This is a genomic window from Candidatus Poribacteria bacterium, from assembly GCA_016866785.1.
Classification (GTDB): domain Bacteria; phylum Poribacteria; class WGA-4E.
The window spans coordinates 23,712-41,289 of the sequence record VGLH01000004.1 but is presented as its reverse complement, the minus strand read 5'-3'; the positions used below and the strand labels follow the sequence as shown (position 1 = coordinate 41,289).

Annotated in this window: 14 protein-coding genes; 7 read left to right on the top strand and 7 right to left on the bottom strand. The window is 64.6% G+C overall.

The window, feature by feature from the left end; genetic code table 11:
* Entirely contained in the window at nt 1-2,358 is a 2,358-nt protein-coding gene (locus FJZ36_01365) for a hypothetical protein (GenBank protein ID MBM3213559.1), read from the bottom strand.
* Between the two features lie 150 nt (nt 2,359-2,508).
* Between FJZ36_01365 and FJZ36_01360 the strand changes: the two genes are divergently transcribed.
* The 3 genes from FJZ36_01360 to FJZ36_01350 are packed head-to-tail and all read left to right on the top strand — an operon-like array spanning nt 2,509 to nt 4,036.
* On the top strand, nt 2,509-2,940 hold the full coding sequence (locus FJZ36_01360) for a hypothetical protein (GenBank protein ID MBM3213558.1): 432 nt from the start codon (nt 2,509-2,511) through the stop codon (nt 2,938-2,940).
* A gap of 12 nt (nt 2,941-2,952) precedes the next feature.
* Nucleotides 2,953-3,234 carry an RNA-binding S4 domain-containing protein gene (locus tag FJZ36_01355; GenBank protein MBM3213557.1) on the top strand — a complete coding sequence of 94 codons (282 nt, stop codon included), beginning with the start codon at nt 2,953-2,955 and terminating at the stop codon, nt 3,232-3,234.
* Entirely contained in the window at nt 3,227-4,036 is an 810-nt protein-coding gene (locus FJZ36_01350; protein ID MBM3213556.1) for a PHP domain-containing protein, read from the top strand. The genes FJZ36_01355 and FJZ36_01350 overlap by 8 nt, the downstream gene beginning before the upstream one ends.
* Here FJZ36_01350 and FJZ36_01345 read toward each other — a convergent pair.
* The 3 genes from FJZ36_01345 to FJZ36_01335 form a co-directional block, all read right to left on the bottom strand.
* A complete protein-coding gene (locus FJZ36_01345) occupies nt 4,033-4,599 on the bottom strand; it encodes a hypothetical protein (GenBank protein MBM3213555.1) in 567 nt (188 codons plus the stop codon). The two genes, FJZ36_01350 and FJZ36_01345, sit on opposite strands and share 4 nt — an antisense overlap.
* A 3-nt stretch (nt 4,600-4,602) precedes the next feature.
* Nucleotides 4,603-6,498, bottom strand: a complete 1,896-nt coding sequence (locus tag FJZ36_01340) for a cation-translocating P-type ATPase (protein MBM3213554.1) — start codon at nt 6,496-6,498, stop codon at nt 4,603-4,605.
* Between the two features lie 186 nt (nt 6,499-6,684).
* Nucleotides 6,685-6,969, bottom strand: a complete 285-nt coding sequence (locus FJZ36_01335) for a metal-sensing transcriptional repressor (protein ID MBM3213553.1) — start codon at nt 6,967-6,969, stop codon at nt 6,685-6,687.
* 188 nt (nt 6,970-7,157) lie between these two features.
* Between FJZ36_01335 and FJZ36_01330 the strand changes: the two genes are divergently transcribed.
* From FJZ36_01330 to FJZ36_01315, 4 genes are all read left to right on the top strand, one after another.
* Complete coding sequence (locus FJZ36_01330; protein ID MBM3213552.1) at nt 7,158-8,264, top strand: hypothetical protein; 1,107 nt, start codon at nt 7,158-7,160, stop codon at nt 8,262-8,264.
* A gap of 30 nt (nt 8,265-8,294) precedes the next feature.
* Nucleotides 8,295-9,401 (top strand): hypothetical protein, encoded by a 1,107-nt coding sequence (locus FJZ36_01325; protein ID MBM3213551.1) that lies wholly within the window; start codon nt 8,295-8,297, stop codon nt 9,399-9,401.
* A 74-nt stretch (nt 9,402-9,475) separates the two neighbouring features.
* Nucleotides 9,476-9,955, top strand: coding sequence for a cupin domain-containing protein (locus FJZ36_01320; GenBank protein MBM3213550.1), 480 nt, complete (start codon nt 9,476-9,478; stop codon nt 9,953-9,955).
* Between the two features lie 4 nt (nt 9,956-9,959).
* A complete protein-coding gene (locus FJZ36_01315) occupies nt 9,960-11,924 on the top strand; it encodes a hypothetical protein (protein ID MBM3213549.1) in 1,965 nt (654 codons plus the stop codon).
* Here FJZ36_01315 and queG read toward each other — a convergent pair.
* Genes queG through FJZ36_01300 form a run of 3 tightly spaced genes read right to left on the bottom strand, consistent with a single transcriptional unit; the run spans nt 11,876 to nt 17,554 of the window.
* The gene (gene queG / locus FJZ36_01310) at nt 11,876-13,048 is read right to left on the bottom strand and encodes a tRNA epoxyqueuosine(34) reductase QueG (GenBank protein MBM3213548.1); all 1,173 of its coding nucleotides are present in this window, start codon (nt 13,046-13,048) and stop codon (nt 11,876-11,878) included. The genes FJZ36_01315 and queG overlap by 49 nt on opposite strands.
* On the bottom strand, nt 13,048-14,571 hold the full coding sequence (locus FJZ36_01305; protein MBM3213547.1) for a TolC family protein: 1,524 nt from the start codon (nt 14,569-14,571) through the stop codon (nt 13,048-13,050). The genes queG and FJZ36_01305 overlap by 1 nt, the downstream gene beginning before the upstream one ends.
* Complete coding sequence (locus FJZ36_01300; protein ID MBM3213546.1) at nt 14,498-17,554, bottom strand: efflux RND transporter permease subunit; 3,057 nt, start codon at nt 17,552-17,554, stop codon at nt 14,498-14,500. The genes FJZ36_01305 and FJZ36_01300 overlap by 74 nt, the downstream gene beginning before the upstream one ends.
* Between the last annotated feature and the right edge of the window lie 24 nt (nt 17,555-17,578).

Genomic DNA, 17,578 nt, shown 5'->3' with positions numbered 1-17,578 from the left:
TCACTCGAACGTCCCCTTGACGACCTCTGCCCGAAGCGGAACCTCCTCGCTGCCGATTCTGAGCGTTCCGCCGACCTTCTCAGTGAACCGGACGACCGAATCGCCGACCGTGACGCGCACGTCTTCTCCGTCGCGCGCTGCCGTCGCTGTCACAGGCCCGTCGGTCGAAAGCACGTGCACGAACACATCGTCGACGCTGTCTGCGGACGGCGACACCTCGACGCGCCATCGGTTGGCGGTGGGCGTGTGAACCGATGGACGTGGGTCGAACGTCAGTCCACCGTACGTGTAACCCTCGACCTTCCGCACGACAGGGCTTGTCGGCAGAAGCGTCTGGACGTGGAGCGTTCCCTTCCCGTGCTCCGCCGTGATCTGGGTTCCGTCGATGGTCGGCTCGTTGCGCGTATGGAGCAGCCAGGTCTTGGCGTAGGTGGCACGCGTGGCAACGACGCGGTCGAAGATGACGAACGTGTGAGGACGAAGGAACACGATCTGCCGAACCCATGACCGGAGCTTCGTGGACGCGTACGCCTTCGTGCCGTCACCGGCGACGTAGAGGTACTCCGGCGCGTTCCGATAGGCGACGATGTCTCCGCGCTCGAACTCCTCGCGCCGCGCCTCCCAGATGTCGAGGTTGTCGACGGTCCACTGCCATTTCTTCGCCTGACCGCCGTCGTTGGCGTAGGCGTTGCGCCCGCCGTCGCGCATGTCGCGCCACGTCTCGTCGGGCTGGTGGACGAGGATGGAGTTGTGAGCGATCGTCCGAATCAGCCAGTTGACGGAGTGGTTGTCCAGGTAGTCCGTGTACTCTCCACTCTCGGTTGCCAAGGGATCGTGGCGGAAGATCTCGAAGTTGCCGACTTCGTAATGCTGATGCCCCGCCCAGTAGTCCCCGCACTCGAATCGGAACCAGGTCGCGTCGTCCGTCCAATCGCTTCGAGCGTAGACCTTCCCGATCCCTTCCACCAGATGCGCCAGGGGGAGCCCGGCGGGATCGAGCGGCGCGTCAGGCTCCTCCTCGTACAGGAAATCGACCAGCCTCGCCTCGGGGTTCGACCCCCTCCGGCGCTTGGCAGCGACGTATCTGGCTAGCTCCAACCCGCGAAAATACTGCGCGAGTAGCGTCCGTGTGTGTCGCGGGTACTCGTTGTGTCCCCCGTAGGTCGCCGCCCCGTCGCCTTCGACCGGGTAACGCTCCGCGCCGTACATCCAGAGCCCGGGGTACGGCTGGTACATCTCGTAGGCGAGTCGTTGGTAGAAGAACCGCGATGCCAGCTCGAAGCCATCATACCCCTCGATCCGGCGAGCTAGTTCCAGCGCCTGGACGAGATACCACAGTGATCCGCGCGTGTACCAGCCACATTCGGTGAACCCTCCTCCTGCCCCAAACTCGTGCAGGACGGGCAGAACCTTCCCCTCGTAGAGCCGCGTCAGGGCTTCATCGCGGAACTCGCGGGCGCGCGGGTTCTCGCCCCAGGTCGCGTAGGCGATCCGCAGGTAGCAGAGGATCTTGGAGAGCGTCGAGTTGTGGAACGCGTTCTCATCCGCCGTGAAGCTGCCGAGGTGGGCGTTCATCCAGTCGATCATGCGCGCACGGTCGGCAGGCTCGATGGCGTCGTGGAAGAGGTCGTACGTCAGCGCGACCTCCGTCAGCCATATCCAGGTGTCCTGGTGCAGGTTCGTCACACCGCGTTCGACGTGCCCAAGTGCCAGGCGCACAAACAGGGCGATCGACTCCTTTGGCAGACCCTCGACGGCGTGGACGATTCCCCTCGCCAAGAGCGAATCGCTCTGGACGATCTCGCGATAGGCGTCCGGCTTCGTCCGCGCCAGGGTCACCAGGAAGTCGCGGTACCCGATGACGCGGGGGTGCCCCCCGAGCGTTAGCATCTCGGACCATGCCCCATCGGGGATGCGAGGCGCGGGAGTGGGCGAATCCAGCGCCGATGCGACGAAGAGAGCGGCAAACCACATAGGGGAGTCTCCTGAGTCTGTCCCCGGCGACCGGACTTGAGGCTCGCCGTCCGTCGGGCACGTCGTCGTGTCCTCGTTACAGGACGGATGGACGTACGCCCCGTCCGTTCCGCGTGAATCGGGCTGCGTGAGTCCGGGCTTCGATATCGTTGCTGTCGATTCGTATCCCAGCGGAGTATGACATGCACACACGCTCCCCAGGAATCGGACGGAAGTGAAGGTATCCTCGACGCGTGGTGGTCTGTTCCACTTTGCCGTGTAGGATGACCATGGCGTAGAGAGCTTGATGCCTCTTTCCTGGACCCAGGAACAGATCGTCCCGATCTTCAGGTTCAGGACACGACCTCGAGGAAGCCAGCACGATCCGGCTCTGTCCTGCCTCATGGGATGGCGTCAGCGCGTGGCGTTGATACTCGTCCTCTGCAACGGTATCATTGACCAAGCGCGAACGGATTCGGCGCGACACAGGTGACGTTGGTGCGACTCGCTGCCGAGCAGTGAGCTCGCGAACCAGTGGAGAGGGCACCTTGGACGATGAACCGTAACCCAGACCGGAGCCAAGCCCCGACGACCTCGTCGGAGCAGAACCAGCCGGGGACGTTGGACGCGTTCTTGTTCAAGGACAATCTGTGGGACCTGATTCAGGCTCTCATCGAGGAAGGCGAGTGGTCTCTGCCTGAGGATCTGGACGACAGGCAGTTTCTCGACGACGTCTTCGAGCACATGAGAGCCGGGGTCCGCGAATGGGTCCGTGGTTCCGCCGGCTACTTCCTCGAGAACTCGGAATACTTCCTGTCCAGCCGCGAGGCGTTGTCGATCTTCGACGAGGAGTCGCGAGCCAGGGAGCTCGACGTTTCGGACAACGTACGCCAGGCGTTCCTTGAGTTCCTGTACCGCGACTTCGCGAGCTTCTGCTCGCAGGCGATCACGGCGGTTCTCGAGAACATCACGGCAAAGAAACACTAGACGAAGGCTGGCATGCGACTCGACAAGTACCTCCAGACCAGCCGGATCATCAAGCGACGGGCTGTCGCCACGGAGCTCTGCCGCAGCGGGAGAGTGCTCGTCAACGAGCAGTCTGCGAAGCCGGGCAGAGAGCTACGGGTTGGCGACCGGATCGAGTTGAGCTTCGGGTCGCGCGGTCGCCTCGAATGCGAAGTCGTCGAGCTTCCGACGCGCGCGGTTCGTAAGGAAGACGCCCATCGCCTGTACCGAGCGTTGTCTGACACGCGTATATCCAGCGCTGAGGGAGATGAGTGAGAGCGTCTCGAGCGTCATCGGAGGGAGCCGCGTGCTGACGGCGAACTACCACATACACACGCACCTATCGCCGTGCGCAACCGATGACATGCGGCTGCGTCAGATTCTCGATGCCGCCGAGAAGACAGGACTCTCCGAGATCGGCATCACGGATCATTGCTACGGACTGGAACTCAACAGCACGAGATTGCGCGAGCTCCGCAGCGAAGTGGACCAAGCCGCGTCCGGCAGAGACATCCGCGTCTACTTCGGGGTCGAAGCCTACATCATGCGCCATCGCATGGCGTCCATCACGCCGCAGATCGGCGCGCTCTTCGACTACGTCGTGATGGCGCCGAACCACTACAACATCCGTGGCGTCGCCCAGCCCGTTCGGCTCGATCCCCGCATCCTCGCCGACCACGAACTCTACATGCTGGAGGCTGCGGTCAATCATCCGGCGACGGACATCGTTGCGCATCCGTTCGTGCTATCGCCCCGCATCTTCCGAGTCGCTCCGGATCGACTGGCGGCGCTCGCACATGCCATGATGGACGTCATCGACGAAAAGCGACTGGCTGAGACGCTTGACCGGATGCGGCAGCGCGACATCGCCATCGAGCTGACGCCCAAGATGTTCCAGTTCAGCCAGGTGCACCTGGAGTCGTTCTACCGGCTGTGCGTCGAACGCGGCGTGCTCTTGGCGTATGGCGGCGACTCCCACGACGTAGACGAGATCGCAATCCCACAGCAAGTCCTATTGTTCGCCGACCGCCTCGGGATCACAGACGATGCGCTGTGGTCCCCGCCGTCGTCCCTCTAGCCTGACGTTCCTGTTGGCTCAATTGGCGTTGCCGTAACGGCTGGAATCACCAACCGGAGGTGTTCCGGTAGGTAGGCAAAGTAGACAGCCGTGATCAGGTTGCCGTCCTGTACGGCGCCGTCTGCTACGTACTCGCCGCAGGCGTTGCGCACATCGTCGCTCATATCGCCGGGACATGCGATGCGGCGTCCTCGCACGACACCTGCCGAGACAAGTACCCATGACGCGTGGCAGATCGCGGCAACGATCCCGCCTCGGTTCAGCACCTGTCGGGTGAGCTCGAGCGTCGGCTCGTTGACCCGCAATGCCAACGGCGCCCAGATGCCGCCGGGCAGGTAGAGGCAGTCGATGGATTCCGGGCGCAGATCGGCGACCGCGACCGCGATCTGGGCTGCCAATCCGTCTCGTCCGTTGCGCCCTTCGCCGTGCACGACTCCCGGACGAACGCCGGCGACTGTGACCTCGGCGCCTTCTTCCCGGAACCGGTAGTACGGGTACCAGAACTCATGCTCGTGGTATCCGTCCGCGATGACGAGGGCGATCCGCCTTCCCACCAGCGTCATCGACTATCCCTTCTGTCGAGCACTCGACAGCAAGCGCGCGGAGTTGGCGACGACGAAGATCGAGGAGGCGTTGTGAACCACGGCGGCACCGATCGGGTGCAGCACGCCGGAGCCGGCGAGGGCGATCCCGACAACGTTCACAGCGACGGCAAAAACCCAGATGTTCTGGCGAATCGTCCGAACCGCGCGGCGAGAGAGGACGAGCGTCTCAGACAGCGCGCCCAAATCGTCGCCCATGAGCGCGATGTCCGCCGTTTCGACGGCGACATCGGTCCCCGCCGCCATCGCGATTCCGGCGTCCGCCATCGCCAACGCCGGAGCGTCGTTGACGCCGTCACCGACCATCGCGACGACTTCGCCCGCGCCCTGGAGCTCCTCGACGATGCGCATCTTCTCCTCCGGCATCACGCGCGCGCGGACGTCGTCAATGCCGAGTTGAGAAGCCAACGCCTGCGCCGCAGCCTGGTGATCGCCCGTTACCAGCACGACGCGACGGATCCCCGAGCGTCGGACTTCGTCCACGACGCGCGACGCAGATGAGCGAGTCACCGATGAGAGCGCGATGCAGCCCGCCACACGGTCGCCCACGCGAACGACAACGGGCGTCGCGCCTCGGCTCTCGTGCTCTTCGATGAACAGCCTCGCCTGGTCGGTCTCCGCTGACTCGCCCAAGCCCGCCAACGCTCGCTCATTGCCGACCGTGACGCGCTCGCCTGCCACGTCGCCTTCGACTCCGACGCCAGGCGTGAGAATGACGCCTGAGGTCCGTGTGGCAGTCGCCGCCTGCGAAGAACCCCGATGCGCGCGGACAATCGCTTTGCCGATCGGGTGTTCGGATGCAGCCTCGACTCGGCTCGCCAGGCGGAGCACGTCCTCGCGCGTCCACGGCGATGCGGGCATGACGTCGATGACCTCGAGCTCGCCCGAAGTCAGCGTTCCGGTCTTGTCGAGGCAGAGGGCGGTCGTGTGCCCCAGAGCTTCGAGGGCTGCGCCGCCCTTGACCAGCACGCCCATCCTCGCCGCCTTCCCGACCGCAGCGACGACGGCGGTCGGAGTCGCCAGCACGAGCGAGCATGGGCAAGCGATGACGAACACGGTGACCATGCGCATCGGGTCGCCCGTAAGCGCCCAGACGAGTCCGCCGATGATGAGGATCGCCGGCGTGAAATAGGCTGCGAAACGGTCGGCGATCCGCTGTGTGCGTCCCTTGTTGCTCTGCGCCTCGCGAACGACGCGGACGATCCGCGCAAGCGTCGTGTCCTCCCCGACCCGCGTCGCGCGAACCTCGACGGAGCCCGTCAAGGCGATGGTACCGACGCAGACGGTGTCCTCGACGGCTCGATCCACCGGGACGGCTTCGCCTGTCAGCGCCGACTCGTCAAACGCCGCTCGGCCCGTCTCGATCACTCCATCGACCGGCACGCGGCCGCCGGGTCGCACGAGAACACGGTCGCCGACGCTCACATGGTCAATGGCGAGCGTCTGCCACTGTTCCTGACACCACACTTCCGCCGTGTCCGGCGCGAGCTGAATCAGCGCTCGCACGGATCGTTGCGTGCGCGCCAGGACGATCTCCTCCAAATACTCCCCGCCGATCATCATGAATGCTACGATAGCGCCCGCCAGATACTCCTCGACAATCGCCGAGGCGACCAGGGCGATGACGACGAGGACGCCGGCCGTCACGCGACGGGTTTCCAGCGTCGCGACGACGGTGCGGTAGAGAATGACGGTTCCGCCGAATGCGAGCGCGATGGCAGACAGCGAGAAGTCGCTGTCGGCGAGCAAGGGGAGTCCAGCCGCAGCCAGGATGAGGGCGAGGACGATTGCTGGAACCGCCAGCGCCTTTGTCCAGGCTGCGGCACTTTGCCCGACTCGGGGCTCCGCTGCTGAGCTCATCCCGACCTCCGGGTTGGCTTTTGGCTTGCTCGGCGATCAGCCGAACACGCGCCAGAACACGAACGCCGCTCCTACAAGCGCAGCGATGATGAACCCGATGATCCGATGGGCGCGTTTCTTGCCCTCGGGGGTGTGGTCGCCGAGGATTCCGTGTCCGCCTTCGTGCATGGTTCCGCCCTTCCTGAGTCAGTAGACGAGCTTTGAGAACGCCTGCTTGAACTCTTCGATAGCCTCGTGATGATCGCCCTCCTGGATGGCAGACACGATGCAGGACTCGAAGTGATCCTCCAGTAGCAGACGTCCGACGGCTTCGAGCGCGGCACGAACTGCCGACACCTGGATCAGCACCTCGGAGCAGTCGCGCTGTTCCTCGACCATCTGCCGAATGCTCCGCACATGGCCCTCGATACGCGCCAGCCGGCGAGCGACTTGCTGGGTCTTCTTGTGGTCGTGCCGATGGTCCTGTGGCATCCCGATCCCCTGTCGCGAGTCCACATCCTATCCCCCGGGAGGGGTTATTCCCATTGTAGCGCGTACCGTACCGCCGAACAAGCGCGGCGTTTCCGACTCGCGCGCGAGCCGGGGGTCGGCTATTGTCGTGTCGAGCAAGCAGACCGCTGCATCGAGGGGTTGGACTCACTGGGGAGGCGTGAAGCAGCATGTCGAACAGCGCTGGCGCGGCGGATCGTGTGAAACCCACCGAGGGCTATGGCGCGGAGCTCGACCGAGCCGTTTGGGACCGCATCCGACTGGCGATGAACCACCAGGAGCCGGATCGGGTCCCCATCTGGGACTACATCGACAATCGGCACGTCGTCGAGCACTTCGCGAGAGGCGACGATGACTACCACGCGACGATGGTTCGCGCCTACCACGAGCTGGGCATCGATCTCTGCCGTGGGTACGGAGGTTCGTTCGCGGAAGAGCGCGAAGGCGAGGCGAGCACGTCGCACAAGATATCGGGCAGAACGAGTTGGGTAACCCGCTATGCCATTCAGACGGTCGAAGAGCTTCGAGCGTACCGATACGAGCCGCCAACGGTGGAATCACTTCGCACGAGCTGGACTGCCGGAATCCGCGCTCAGCAGCAGCGCTTCGCACCGAAGACGATGTACGTGCCCGGTGGGGGTTGCGGCTTCCACGCCGTCTACGGGCTGATGAGCCAAGAGCGCTTTTCATATTGGATCTACGACGAGCCCCAGGAGCTGGATCGCCTCCTCGAGCTGTTCGGCGAAGGCGGCCGCCGGTGCGCGCAGGTGGCTGCGGAGGAACAGCTCGGGCCCATCTACTTCATCGGTGATGACATCGCCTACAAAGCCGGTCTGCTGTTCTCGCCGGAGTTCCTTCGGAGAACCTTCATCCCGCTGCTCAGGCAGTGCGTCGATGAGTGCCACGCCGGGGGAATCAAGGTCGTCTACCACTCAGACGGGAACCTGTGGGGCATCATGGACGACCTGGTCGATGCTGGCATCGACGGGATCAACCCGATCGAGCCCATCGCCGAGATGACCATCGAGCGCCTGCGCAAGCGCTACGGGCACGATCTCCTGCTCGTGGGAGGCATCGATTGCTCGCAGCTCCTTCCGCTGGGAACCCCGGATGACATCCGTCGCGAGGTGCGTCATTCCATGCGCGTCGGGGCTCCGGGTGGCGGTCTGTTCATCGGGTCGTCGTCAGAGATCGTCCCGGCGACGCCGCTGGCGAACATCCTGGCGTTCTACGAAGCCTGCCACGAACACGGGGCCTACCCCATTCGGACCGCGTGAGCTGGTGCGGCTCTCAGGAAAGGCTACTCGATGACCCGCAGGGAGTTGAACCTCGCCATCTTCGAGGGAACCGCCGATCGGGTGCTGTGGCAGCCGCGGCTGGAAACCTGGATCGGGCACCACGCCTCCAGGAACACGCTGCCCGCGCGGTTCGCTGGCATGTCGCATCTCGAAATCTACGACGCCCTCTCGTGCTCCATTCGGTACGCCGCGTCCGCCGGTATCGAGGGGTACGAGGACCCCAGCGATGTCGAGCGCGCGTCGCGCCGCACGGACACGCACTCGGTCGATACGATCCGAACGCCCCAGGGCACGCTGGAAACCGTGTACCAAGACATCTGGCTCGAGGGACGCCACGTGAACCATCGGATCGTCGAGTATCCGGTTCGGTCCGTCGAAGACCTCCGCGCCGTGACGGCGATCATCGACCGGCAGCACTACCGGGCGAACGTGGACAGATTCCGGGCGGCAGAGGCTGCGGTCGGTCATCGTGGCGAGCCGACCGTGTTTCTCTCCAGTTCCGGTTTCACCGAGCTCATCAAGAACTGGATCGGCTTGACCGGCACGTACTACATGCTGCACGACCATCCTGCCGCCATCGAGGAGTACCTCGAAGCGTGCGACCGTCGCGACGACCGCCTGCTCGACGCGGCTCTACATCTCCCGTGCCGCATCTTCAACCTCGGCGACCACGCGACGAACGAGTTCTCCCCGCCGCCGGTCTTGCGCAAGTATCTGCTGCCGCGATGGCAGCGCATCGCCGACCGCCTGCACGCCGCTGGAAGGTTCGTCCACACGCATTGGGACGGGATGTCGCGGCAGATTCTGCCGTTCTTGTTGGATACGCGACTCGACGGCGTCGAAGCGCTGACCCCGGAGCCGATGGGCGACATCACGCTGGAGCAGATACTGGAATCCGTTGGCGACAAGATGGTCGTGCTCGATCTGCTGCCCGCGATCGACTTCCTCGACTACCGTCCGGTCGGCGAGCTGTTGGACTTCACTCGACGCTGCATCGACATGTTCGCCCCGAGGCTGATCCTCGGCATCTCCGACGAAATCTCGCAGACGGGACAGATCGAGAAAGTGGAGGCGATCACCGAGCTCGTCGATCAAGTGTGCGGTCTTGCGGCGTAAAGCCGGTCGCTCTTGGCACGCCAAGCGCTCCGCAGTAGAGTGTCCGTCGGACGGCACGAAAGACGGAGCTCACCATGGACAAAGTCTCGACGGCTGGACTCGGTCGCGACGGCCGCTCATCGCCCAAAGGAAAGTACGGCTACACCTACCATCCGGTGACGAAAGCGATGTCGCCGCACAGCGACACGCCCCAGCAGAAGGGCGGATTCCCGTTCGACGTCTGCATCATCCGCGTTCCGCCAGGCAAAATGCCCTGGCCCTACCATCGGCACGCCGCTCAGTGGGAGTTCTACCAGGTGCTGGAGGGCTCCGGCGTGATGCGCGTCGAGAACGACGAACGCATTCCCTTCGAGGCTGGGGACTTCCTGCTGTGCCGACCCGGCGAGGCTCATCAGATCATCAACGACGGCGATGTCGAGCTCGTCATCGTCATTACAGCCGACAACCCGATTGCCGAGGTCGTCGACTATCCAGACTCAGGGAAGGTCGCGATGGGCCCGCCTCGTCGCCTCGGTCGCCTGACGCCGGCGGAGTACTATGACGGCGAGGAATGAAGCGATGGGCTCCTGGCACATCGTCCTTCGCGACGACTTCGCGTCGCTGCCCTTGGGCCCGCTCGCCTGCGATTACTCGCCGCTCGGAGAGTACCACGACATCCGCCAGCGTCCCGCCATCGGATGGCGCGAGTTGACGCTGCACCACTCCTGGCGTCGCCTTCCGAGGTGGCTCGTGGGCGAGGAGGACGGTGTCCCCTACCTGCACCAGTCGTCCTTTCTGGAGCAGGGAACGCCGATGATCGGCGTCGGCGATCCGGCGTGGCGTGACTGCCGCGCGACGGTCGCCGTGCGCCGCTTCTCTCGGGAGGGTCGCGCGGGGGTCTGCCTGAGAACCGAGGATCCGCGTCACTGGGTCGGAGCCTACTTCGAGGGCGACCACTTCGTGCTCGCCGAGGTGGACGACGAAGAGCGCCGCGAGCTCGGCAGGGCTGAGTGCGCCTTCGACGGAGACCGATGGATCTCTGTGTCGCTGTCCGTAACCGGACATGCCGTCGAAGTCGCCGTGGGCGGATCGCCTGTCATCCGCTCAGAGGGCCCGATCCAGGTAGCAGCGGGACGGATGGCTCTGATGGCGACCATCCCCGCGCGCTTCCGCGCCGTCCGAGTTTGGGTTCCAGAGCCCGAGCTCGCACGCCTCGACCAGGACGAAACGCTGCGATGCGCTACGCGACGGCGGAGAGCCTCCGAAGTGCCGCAGCCCATCGTGTGGCGGCGCTTCGAGACGCCGGGCTTCGGAGTCGGCAAGAGCGTCCGGTTCGGGGACCTGGACGGCGACGGCGAGCTTGAGATGCTCTTTGCGCAGAACGTGCCTCTGTCTGGCTACGACTTCGACGGCGTGTCGTGCCTCACGGCGGTTCGGCTGGATGGGCGGATTCTGTGGCAGGTCGGAACACCCAGCGACTCGTGCGGTCTCCTGACGAACGACGTCGCGGTTCAGATCCATGATATCGACGGCGACGGTCGCGAGGAGGTGATCTACGCCAAGGACTTCCAAATCGTCGTCCGCGACGGGCAGACGGGAGCCGAGAAGCGCCGAGTCCCGACGCCGCTGCACGGCGAGAACCGAACTTGGCTCAAGGAGCACGTCTACCACCGGATCATCGGCGACTCGCTTTTCTTCTGCGACCTCGAAGGAAGCGGCGCGCCGCGCAACCTCGTGATCAAAGACCGGTACAACAACCTCTGGGCGTACGACACCGAGCTCGAACCCCTTTGGCATTGGTCGGGGAATACGGGTCACTATCCGTACGCCCTCGACGTCGACGGCGACGGTCGCGACGAGGTGCTGATCGGCTATTCGCTGCTCAGCCCGGACGGCGAGGGGCTCTGGACCCTCGACGGCGTCCGAGACCATGCCGACGGCGTCGCCTTCGCCCCCGTCGGGCCCGATGGCTCCATCCGAGCTCTCTTTGCCTGCAGCGACGAGGGCATGATCTGGAGCGACCTGCGCGGGCGCATACTCCGGCACGACCGACCTGGACATGCCCAGTGCTGCCACGTCGCCAACCTGGATCCGGCTCGCACGGGCCTCGAAGTCGCGACGATCACCTTCTGGGGCGAACCGGGAATCGTCGTCACGTACGATGCCGATGGGAACCGTCTGGCGCGGTTCAGCCCGTTTCCGATGGGCAGCCATTTGACGCCGACCAACTGGGTCGGGGACGGTCAGGAGCACCTTCTGTTGTCCGCGATGCCCCAAGACGGCGGGCTCTACGACGCCTACGGCTCGCAGATCGTCCAACTGCCTGACGACGGTCACCCGACCCTTTGCTGCGAGCCCATCGACCTGACCGGCGACGCCCGCGATGAGATCGTCGTGTGGGACACGCGGTCGGTATGGGTCTACACGCAGGACCGGGCGTTCGAGGGCACGCGGCTGTACGTCCCACAGCGCAACGCCCACCACAACTACTCGAACTACCGATCCATCGTGTCGTTGCCGGCGTGGGACGACGGGTCTGGCTGAACCCCCAGCGCGCGCCGGATCGAAGCGAGTACCGAGTCGTCGCGCTCCCGGCTTGCAGCGGCGCGCAGCATCGCGCGTGCCTTTTTCCCTCCGATCCGACCGATCGCCCACGCGACGTGAGAACGGACCAGGGGCTCGGGGTCTTCCAAGCCGACCGTCAGAGGCTCGAGCGCCTTGGGATTCCGCGTGTTCCCCAGCGCGATGGCGACGTTGCGGAGCAGTCCGCGACGCTTGGCGCGCATGATTGGGCTGTTCTGGAAGACCTTCTGGAAGGCATCCTCTGCCATCGACATCAAAGACGCCAGCTTGGCTGCGGTCAGACCCGGTCGAGGAACGAACGCGGACTCGCCAGTCCGCGCCGCCTTCCGGTTCCAGGGGCAGACTTCCTGACAGATGTCACAGCCGAACACGTGGTTGCCGACCGCCTCGCGAAGCGGCTCGGGGACTTCGCCTTTCAGCTCGATGGTCAGGTAGGAGATGCATCGCCGTGCGTCGAGGACGTACGGCTCCGGGAACGCCTGCGTCGGGCAGGCGTCCAAGCACCGACGGCAGGAACCGCAATGATCGGTCGTCGGCGAGTCGGGTTCCAGCGCGGCTGTCGTGATAATCTCCGACAGGAAGAAGTACGAGCCCATGCGCCGGTTCAGCAGCATCGTGTTCTTGCCGAACCATCCGATTCCGGCTCGCGCCGCTGCCTCCCGCTCCAGGACGGGCCCCGAATCGACGTACGCGCGTGAGGTGGCTCCCGCGTTCTGGTCGATCCAAGCGGCAAGTTCCTCGGTTCGTGCGCCGAGGAGTTCGTGGTAGTCGTCCCCCCACGCGTAGCAGGAGACGATGCCGCGACTCGGGATGGCATGTTCCGGGGGTCTCTCGGTGCTCGTTCGATAGAGCGTGGCGAGGCAGACGATGGACTGCGCCCCGGGCACCACGCGCTCTGGATCGAGGCGCTTGTCGAGGGTTCGAGGCATGTACGCCATCTCGCCGTGCATACCGGCGTCCAGCCACCGGCGGAACGCGTCGGCATGATCGTAGGGAGCGACGGGCGCTACCCCCACGGCGTCGAAACCGAGTTCCAGTGCGCGAACCTTGAGGCGCGACGTCAAGTCCTGAACCGCCCGATCCATCACGGGATCGGTGCGCCGACTGCGTGTTCCAGTCTCGCTCGCGCCACGAGCGCGTCATAGGACGCCTGCGCGAGCAGCATGTCCGCCTGCGTCTTGCCGAGCTCGGCGTCCGCAAGTTCGACGCTCGTGATGAGCCCGTTCTCGAAGGAGATGTTGGCGATGCGGAGGGCTTCCGCCGCTTGGCGCTGCGTCTCCTCCTGCGTCTGCAAGACGGAGGACGCCTCCTCGTAGGCAAGCACGGCGCGTCGTACCTCGAAAGCCACGGCGTCCGACATCGCCTCGAGCCCGGCAGACGCTTGGTTCACGCCGGACAGCGCTTGTCTGACTCGCGCACGGTTGGCGAATCCATTGAAGATGGGCCAGCTCAGTCCGACCCCAACGGACCACGTCGTCGATGGGTCTTGCTTCTCCGTGTCGTTCCACGAGTAGGTGCCGGTCGCCGCGAGATTGGGACGGTTCGCGGCGCGAGCGACCTTCAGCATGTGCTGGGCGACCTGGCGCTGCGCTGCCAACTGCCGGAGGCTGGACCGGGTCATCAGAGCCTCGTCGACCAACCCCGTCGCTTCGATCCCCGCCGGCATCCAGTCCAGAATGCCTTCGGGTTCGCCCAGTTCTTGGGTCTCGACACCGATCGCAAGCGCCAAGCCTTCGAGCGCCAGCTTCCGCCCGTTTCCGGCGCGCAGTGTCTGCGTGCGAGCATTCGCGAGCGCTACCTGCGCCTGCAGCAGGTCCAGACGCGTGGCGACGCCGGCGGTCAGGCGTTGCTGCGCGGTCTGTGTCCGTCGCTCCGCCTGCTCGAGCGCCTTGGAGGCAACACCTGCCACTTCCCGTGCCAGCAGAACCCCATAGAACGCCTCTTTGACGCGTAAGGCGACGTCCTGTCGAGTCGCGTCGAGTCCGTGTCGAGCCGCTTCCAGGCTGTCCCATGCAGCGCGGTAGGCGTTCGTCGCCTTGCCCCACGTGAAGAGCGGTTGCTGCACCTGCGCAATGCCTCGCCAGTCGCGCTTGGTCCCGATCTCGATTTCGATGGGCTTGTCCGACGCCGCCGGGTCTTCGACCACGGGGGCATCCTCCCCGGACGCATCGCCGGAGCCATCCTCGTCCTCGCCCTCGGCACCCATCGCGGCGAACGGGTTGAATCCGCCGAAGTCGAGCACGCTCTCGGGCAGCTTCCCGTTGTACGTGAACGCGCCGGTCAGCGTGAGAGACGGAAGGAGCACGCCGCGAGCTTCCTCGATCCTCGCTTGAGCGCCGAGCACCGCTTCCTCGGCAATCCGCACGTTCCGGTTGTTCTCGTAGGCGCGGGCGATGGCGGCGTCCAGTGTCAGGGACGTCTCGGTCGCGTCCTGGGCGATTGCGTTTGGCGCGGCGGCAACGATCGCTAAGAACAGCGCCAGTGCCGAGATACGACTGCGATCTCTCATCGAGACAGCCTCCATGCGAGATGCCCTACGCTGAACCGGTTTCCACTTCAGGGGCCCGAGCCACGCGGTCGACGATCGTGTATGCGACCGGGATGACATACAGCGTGAAGACCATCGACACTGTCACGCCCCCGATCATGACGACCGCCATGGCGGATTGAACCGCCGCAACGCCGCCGGTGCTGAGCGCTTGCGGCAGCATCCCAGCCACGATGGCGACGTTGGACATGAGGATCGCACGAAGACGGAGCGGACAGGCGGCGATCAGCGCGTCGCGCATCGCCATCCCCTGGACGCGGAACTGGCGCGTCAGGTCGAGCAGCAAGATCCCATTGTTCACGACGATCCCGACCAGCATCACGATTGCCATCAGCGAGAAGATGTTGATCGAGAGGCGCGAGATGAGCAGCGCGGCGCTCGCACCTGCCAACCCCAGCGGCAGCGTCAACATGATCGTGAATGGGTGCACGAACGACTCGAGCAGCGCCGCGAGCAGCATGTAGGTCAGTATGATCGCCAAGATGAGCGCCGTGACGATGCTCGCGAACGACTCCTGCTGCATCTCTGCCTGACCCGTGTAGTGGATGGAGTATCCGTCGGGTAGGCGCATGCCGTTCGTCTGCGCTCGTAGCGCGGCGATCGTGGAACCGAGGTCGCCTGAAGCGATGTTGGCTTCCACGGCGATGGTTCGCTGCTTGTCCGTGTGCGTCAGTTCCGCCGGACCACGCCGGAACGACACCTCGCCAAGATCGACCAGAGGAACCGACGTTTCCCCGACTCGCACCAGCAGTCGGTCGACGTCTTCGAGCTGCTCCCGGTCGGATTCGTCGAGTCGGACTCGGATGTCGTATTCCTCGCCGCCTTCGCGATAGACCGATGCCACCTCACCGGTCAGGCTGGTTCGAAGCAGCCCACCGACCTGCGCGAGGCTCAGGTGGAACCGGTCCAGGCGGTCACGATCCAACTGTACCGCCAGCTCCGGCTTGCCTGACCGGTGGCTCATGCGGCTGTCGACCAGATTGGGCGTCGCATCGACGAGCGCTTTGACGGACTCCGCGAGCGCTGTGAGCTCGTCCAAGTCCTGACCTCGTACTTCGATGGAAACATCCATGCCACTGTCGCCGCCGCCTTGGGATGTGTCGAAGCTCAGGTCGACGTCTGGCACTTCCGTGATCAGCAGCGACCGAAGCTCGCCGACGATCACGCCGCCGCGCCGTTTGCGGTCAGGGTCCAGGATGAGCATGGTGGAAGCGAACTCCACGCCCTCCTGTCCGCTGCTGCCGCGTCCCAACGAGCTCGCCACACTCACGGTTTCCGGCAGCTTCCGCGCGATGGCTTCGATCTGCGAGACGCGCTGGTCCGTCGCATCCAGGCTCGCCCCTGGAGGCAGTTGAATGCCGATGGTGATCGTGTCCGAGTAGAACTGCGGCAGGAAGTCGCTGCCGATGAACTTGAACAGGTAGATGCCGCCCACGAACAGCGCCGTCGCCATCACGATGGTTAGCAGGCGATGCTTGAGGGACCAGACGAGGGTCCGACCATATGACTCCTGCAACGCGCCGTAGGCTCGATCCCACAGGCGGAACAAGGCGGACAGCGGGCCGTGCGATGGCACAGGCGCGCTGGACCTCAGGAGTCGGGAGGCGAGCAGCGGCGTCAAGGTGAAGGACACGAACAGCGAGAAGAGCGTGGCGAACACGACGGTCAGCCCGAACTGCTTGAAGAACTGACCTACGATCCCGGACATGAACCCGATCGGCGCGAACACGACGACGTTCGTCGTCGCGGACGCGATCACCGCAACCATGACCTGTCGAACGCCGATCTCCGTCCCCGAACGGGGGCTCTCTCCTCGGTCGATCTGTGACGAGATGCTCTCCAACACGACAATGGCGTTGGCGACCAGCGTTCCGATGGAGATGCCGAGCCCGAGAAGGGACATCAGGTTCAGCGTGAACCCGGCGAAATCGATGAGCAGGAAGGTCGCCACGATGGAGGCTGGCATCACGATCGCCACGATGACCGTCGATCTCAGGTCGTGCAGGAACAGGTAGAGAACTGCCGACGTCAGCACGATGCCGAGGATGATGCTGATGATCACATCGCGCACGGCGGATCGGATGAATGTCGAGCTGTCGCGCACGACGGCGATATCGACCCCGCTGGGCAGCACATCCGCGAGTCGGTCGATTGCCTTGGCGATGCCATCCACGGTCTCGATCACGTTCGCATCGCTGCGTTTCTGAATGGTGATGCCGACGCTCGGGTTCCCGTCGAGACGGGCTAGTGAGCGTTGATCCTTGAACCCATCGACGACGGTCGCCACATCGGTGAGTCGCACCGAGCCGCCGGTCATCGTAGGGATACGGATCGCCTCGAGCTCGGCAAGGGAACCGAATTCACCCAGCATGCGAACGCTGTATTCCGTGGGTCCCTCCACGACTCTGCCCGCCGGCACGGACAGGTTCGACATCGCGACGGTCTGGTAGACCTCCATCGGGCTCAGACCGTAGGAGTTGAGGGCTCGGCTGTCCAGGTTCACTTGGATCTCACGTTCCTTGCCGCCGACGATGGCGATGCTCGAAACCCCATCGACGCGGGAGAAGGCGTCCTTCAGCTTCGTGTCTGCCAGCTCGTAGAGGTCTTCCAGAGGCAGACTGCCGGACAGAGAGAGGTCCATCACGGGCGCTGCGCCGATATCGAACTTCGTGACGGATGGGTCTTCGGCGGACTGCGGAAGGCTGAACCGGATCGCGTCGACCTTGTCCTTCACTTCGATCGAGGCGAGATCGACGTCGGTTCCCAGCTCGAACTCGATGGCGACGACGGACACGTTCTCGCGTGACGTCGACATCACGCGCTTGACGCGGCTGATCGCGACGACCTCGTCCTCGATCTTCTCCGTCAATTGCGTCTCGACCTCGCCAGGACCCGCGCCCGGGTAGATCGTGACGACCGTGACGTAGGGGAAGCTGATTTCGGGGAACAGGTCGACCTTGATTCGCATGAACGACACCGCGCCCAGAACGATGAATACCAGCACCATCATCGTCGTGAGGACGGGCTTGCGGACCGGCAACATGCGTTCTGCCTCCAGAAACGGCGG

Coding starts and splice junctions, on each gene's coding strand:
- FJZ36_01365 (MBM3213559.1), bottom strand. CDS start 2,358: ATGAGGCAGGACAGAGCCGGATCGTGCTGGCTTCCTCGAGGTCGTGTC.
- FJZ36_01360 (MBM3213558.1), top strand. CDS start 2,509: ATGAACCGTAACCCAGACCGGAGCCAAGCCCCGACGACCTCGTCGGAG.
- FJZ36_01355 (MBM3213557.1), top strand. CDS start 2,953: ATGCGACTCGACAAGTACCTCCAGACCAGCCGGATCATCAAGCGACGG.
- FJZ36_01350 (MBM3213556.1), top strand. CDS start 3,227: ATGAGTGAGAGCGTCTCGAGCGTCATCGGAGGGAGCCGCGTGCTGACG.
- FJZ36_01345 (MBM3213555.1), bottom strand. CDS start 4,599: ATGACGCTGGTGGGAAGGCGGATCGCCCTCGTCATCGCGGACGGATAC.
- FJZ36_01340 (MBM3213554.1), bottom strand. CDS start 6,498: ATGAGCTCAGCAGCGGAGCCCCGAGTCGGGCAAAGTGCCGCAGCCTGG.
- FJZ36_01335 (MBM3213553.1), bottom strand. CDS start 6,969: ATGCCACAGGACCATCGGCACGACCACAAGAAGACCCAGCAAGTCGCT.
- FJZ36_01330 (MBM3213552.1), top strand. CDS start 7,158: ATGTCGAACAGCGCTGGCGCGGCGGATCGTGTGAAACCCACCGAGGGC.
- FJZ36_01325 (MBM3213551.1), top strand. CDS start 8,295: ATGACCCGCAGGGAGTTGAACCTCGCCATCTTCGAGGGAACCGCCGAT.
- FJZ36_01320 (MBM3213550.1), top strand. CDS start 9,476: ATGGACAAAGTCTCGACGGCTGGACTCGGTCGCGACGGCCGCTCATCG.
- FJZ36_01315 (MBM3213549.1), top strand. CDS start 9,960: ATGGGCTCCTGGCACATCGTCCTTCGCGACGACTTCGCGTCGCTGCCC.
- queG (MBM3213548.1), bottom strand. CDS start 13,048: ATGGATCGGGCGGTTCAGGACTTGACGTCGCGCCTCAAGGTTCGCGCA.
- FJZ36_01305 (MBM3213547.1), bottom strand. CDS start 14,571: ATGTCATCCCGGTCGCATACACGATCGTCGACCGCGTGGCTCGGGCCC.
- FJZ36_01300 (MBM3213546.1), bottom strand. CDS start 17,554: ATGTTGCCGGTCCGCAAGCCCGTCCTCACGACGATGATGGTGCTGGTA.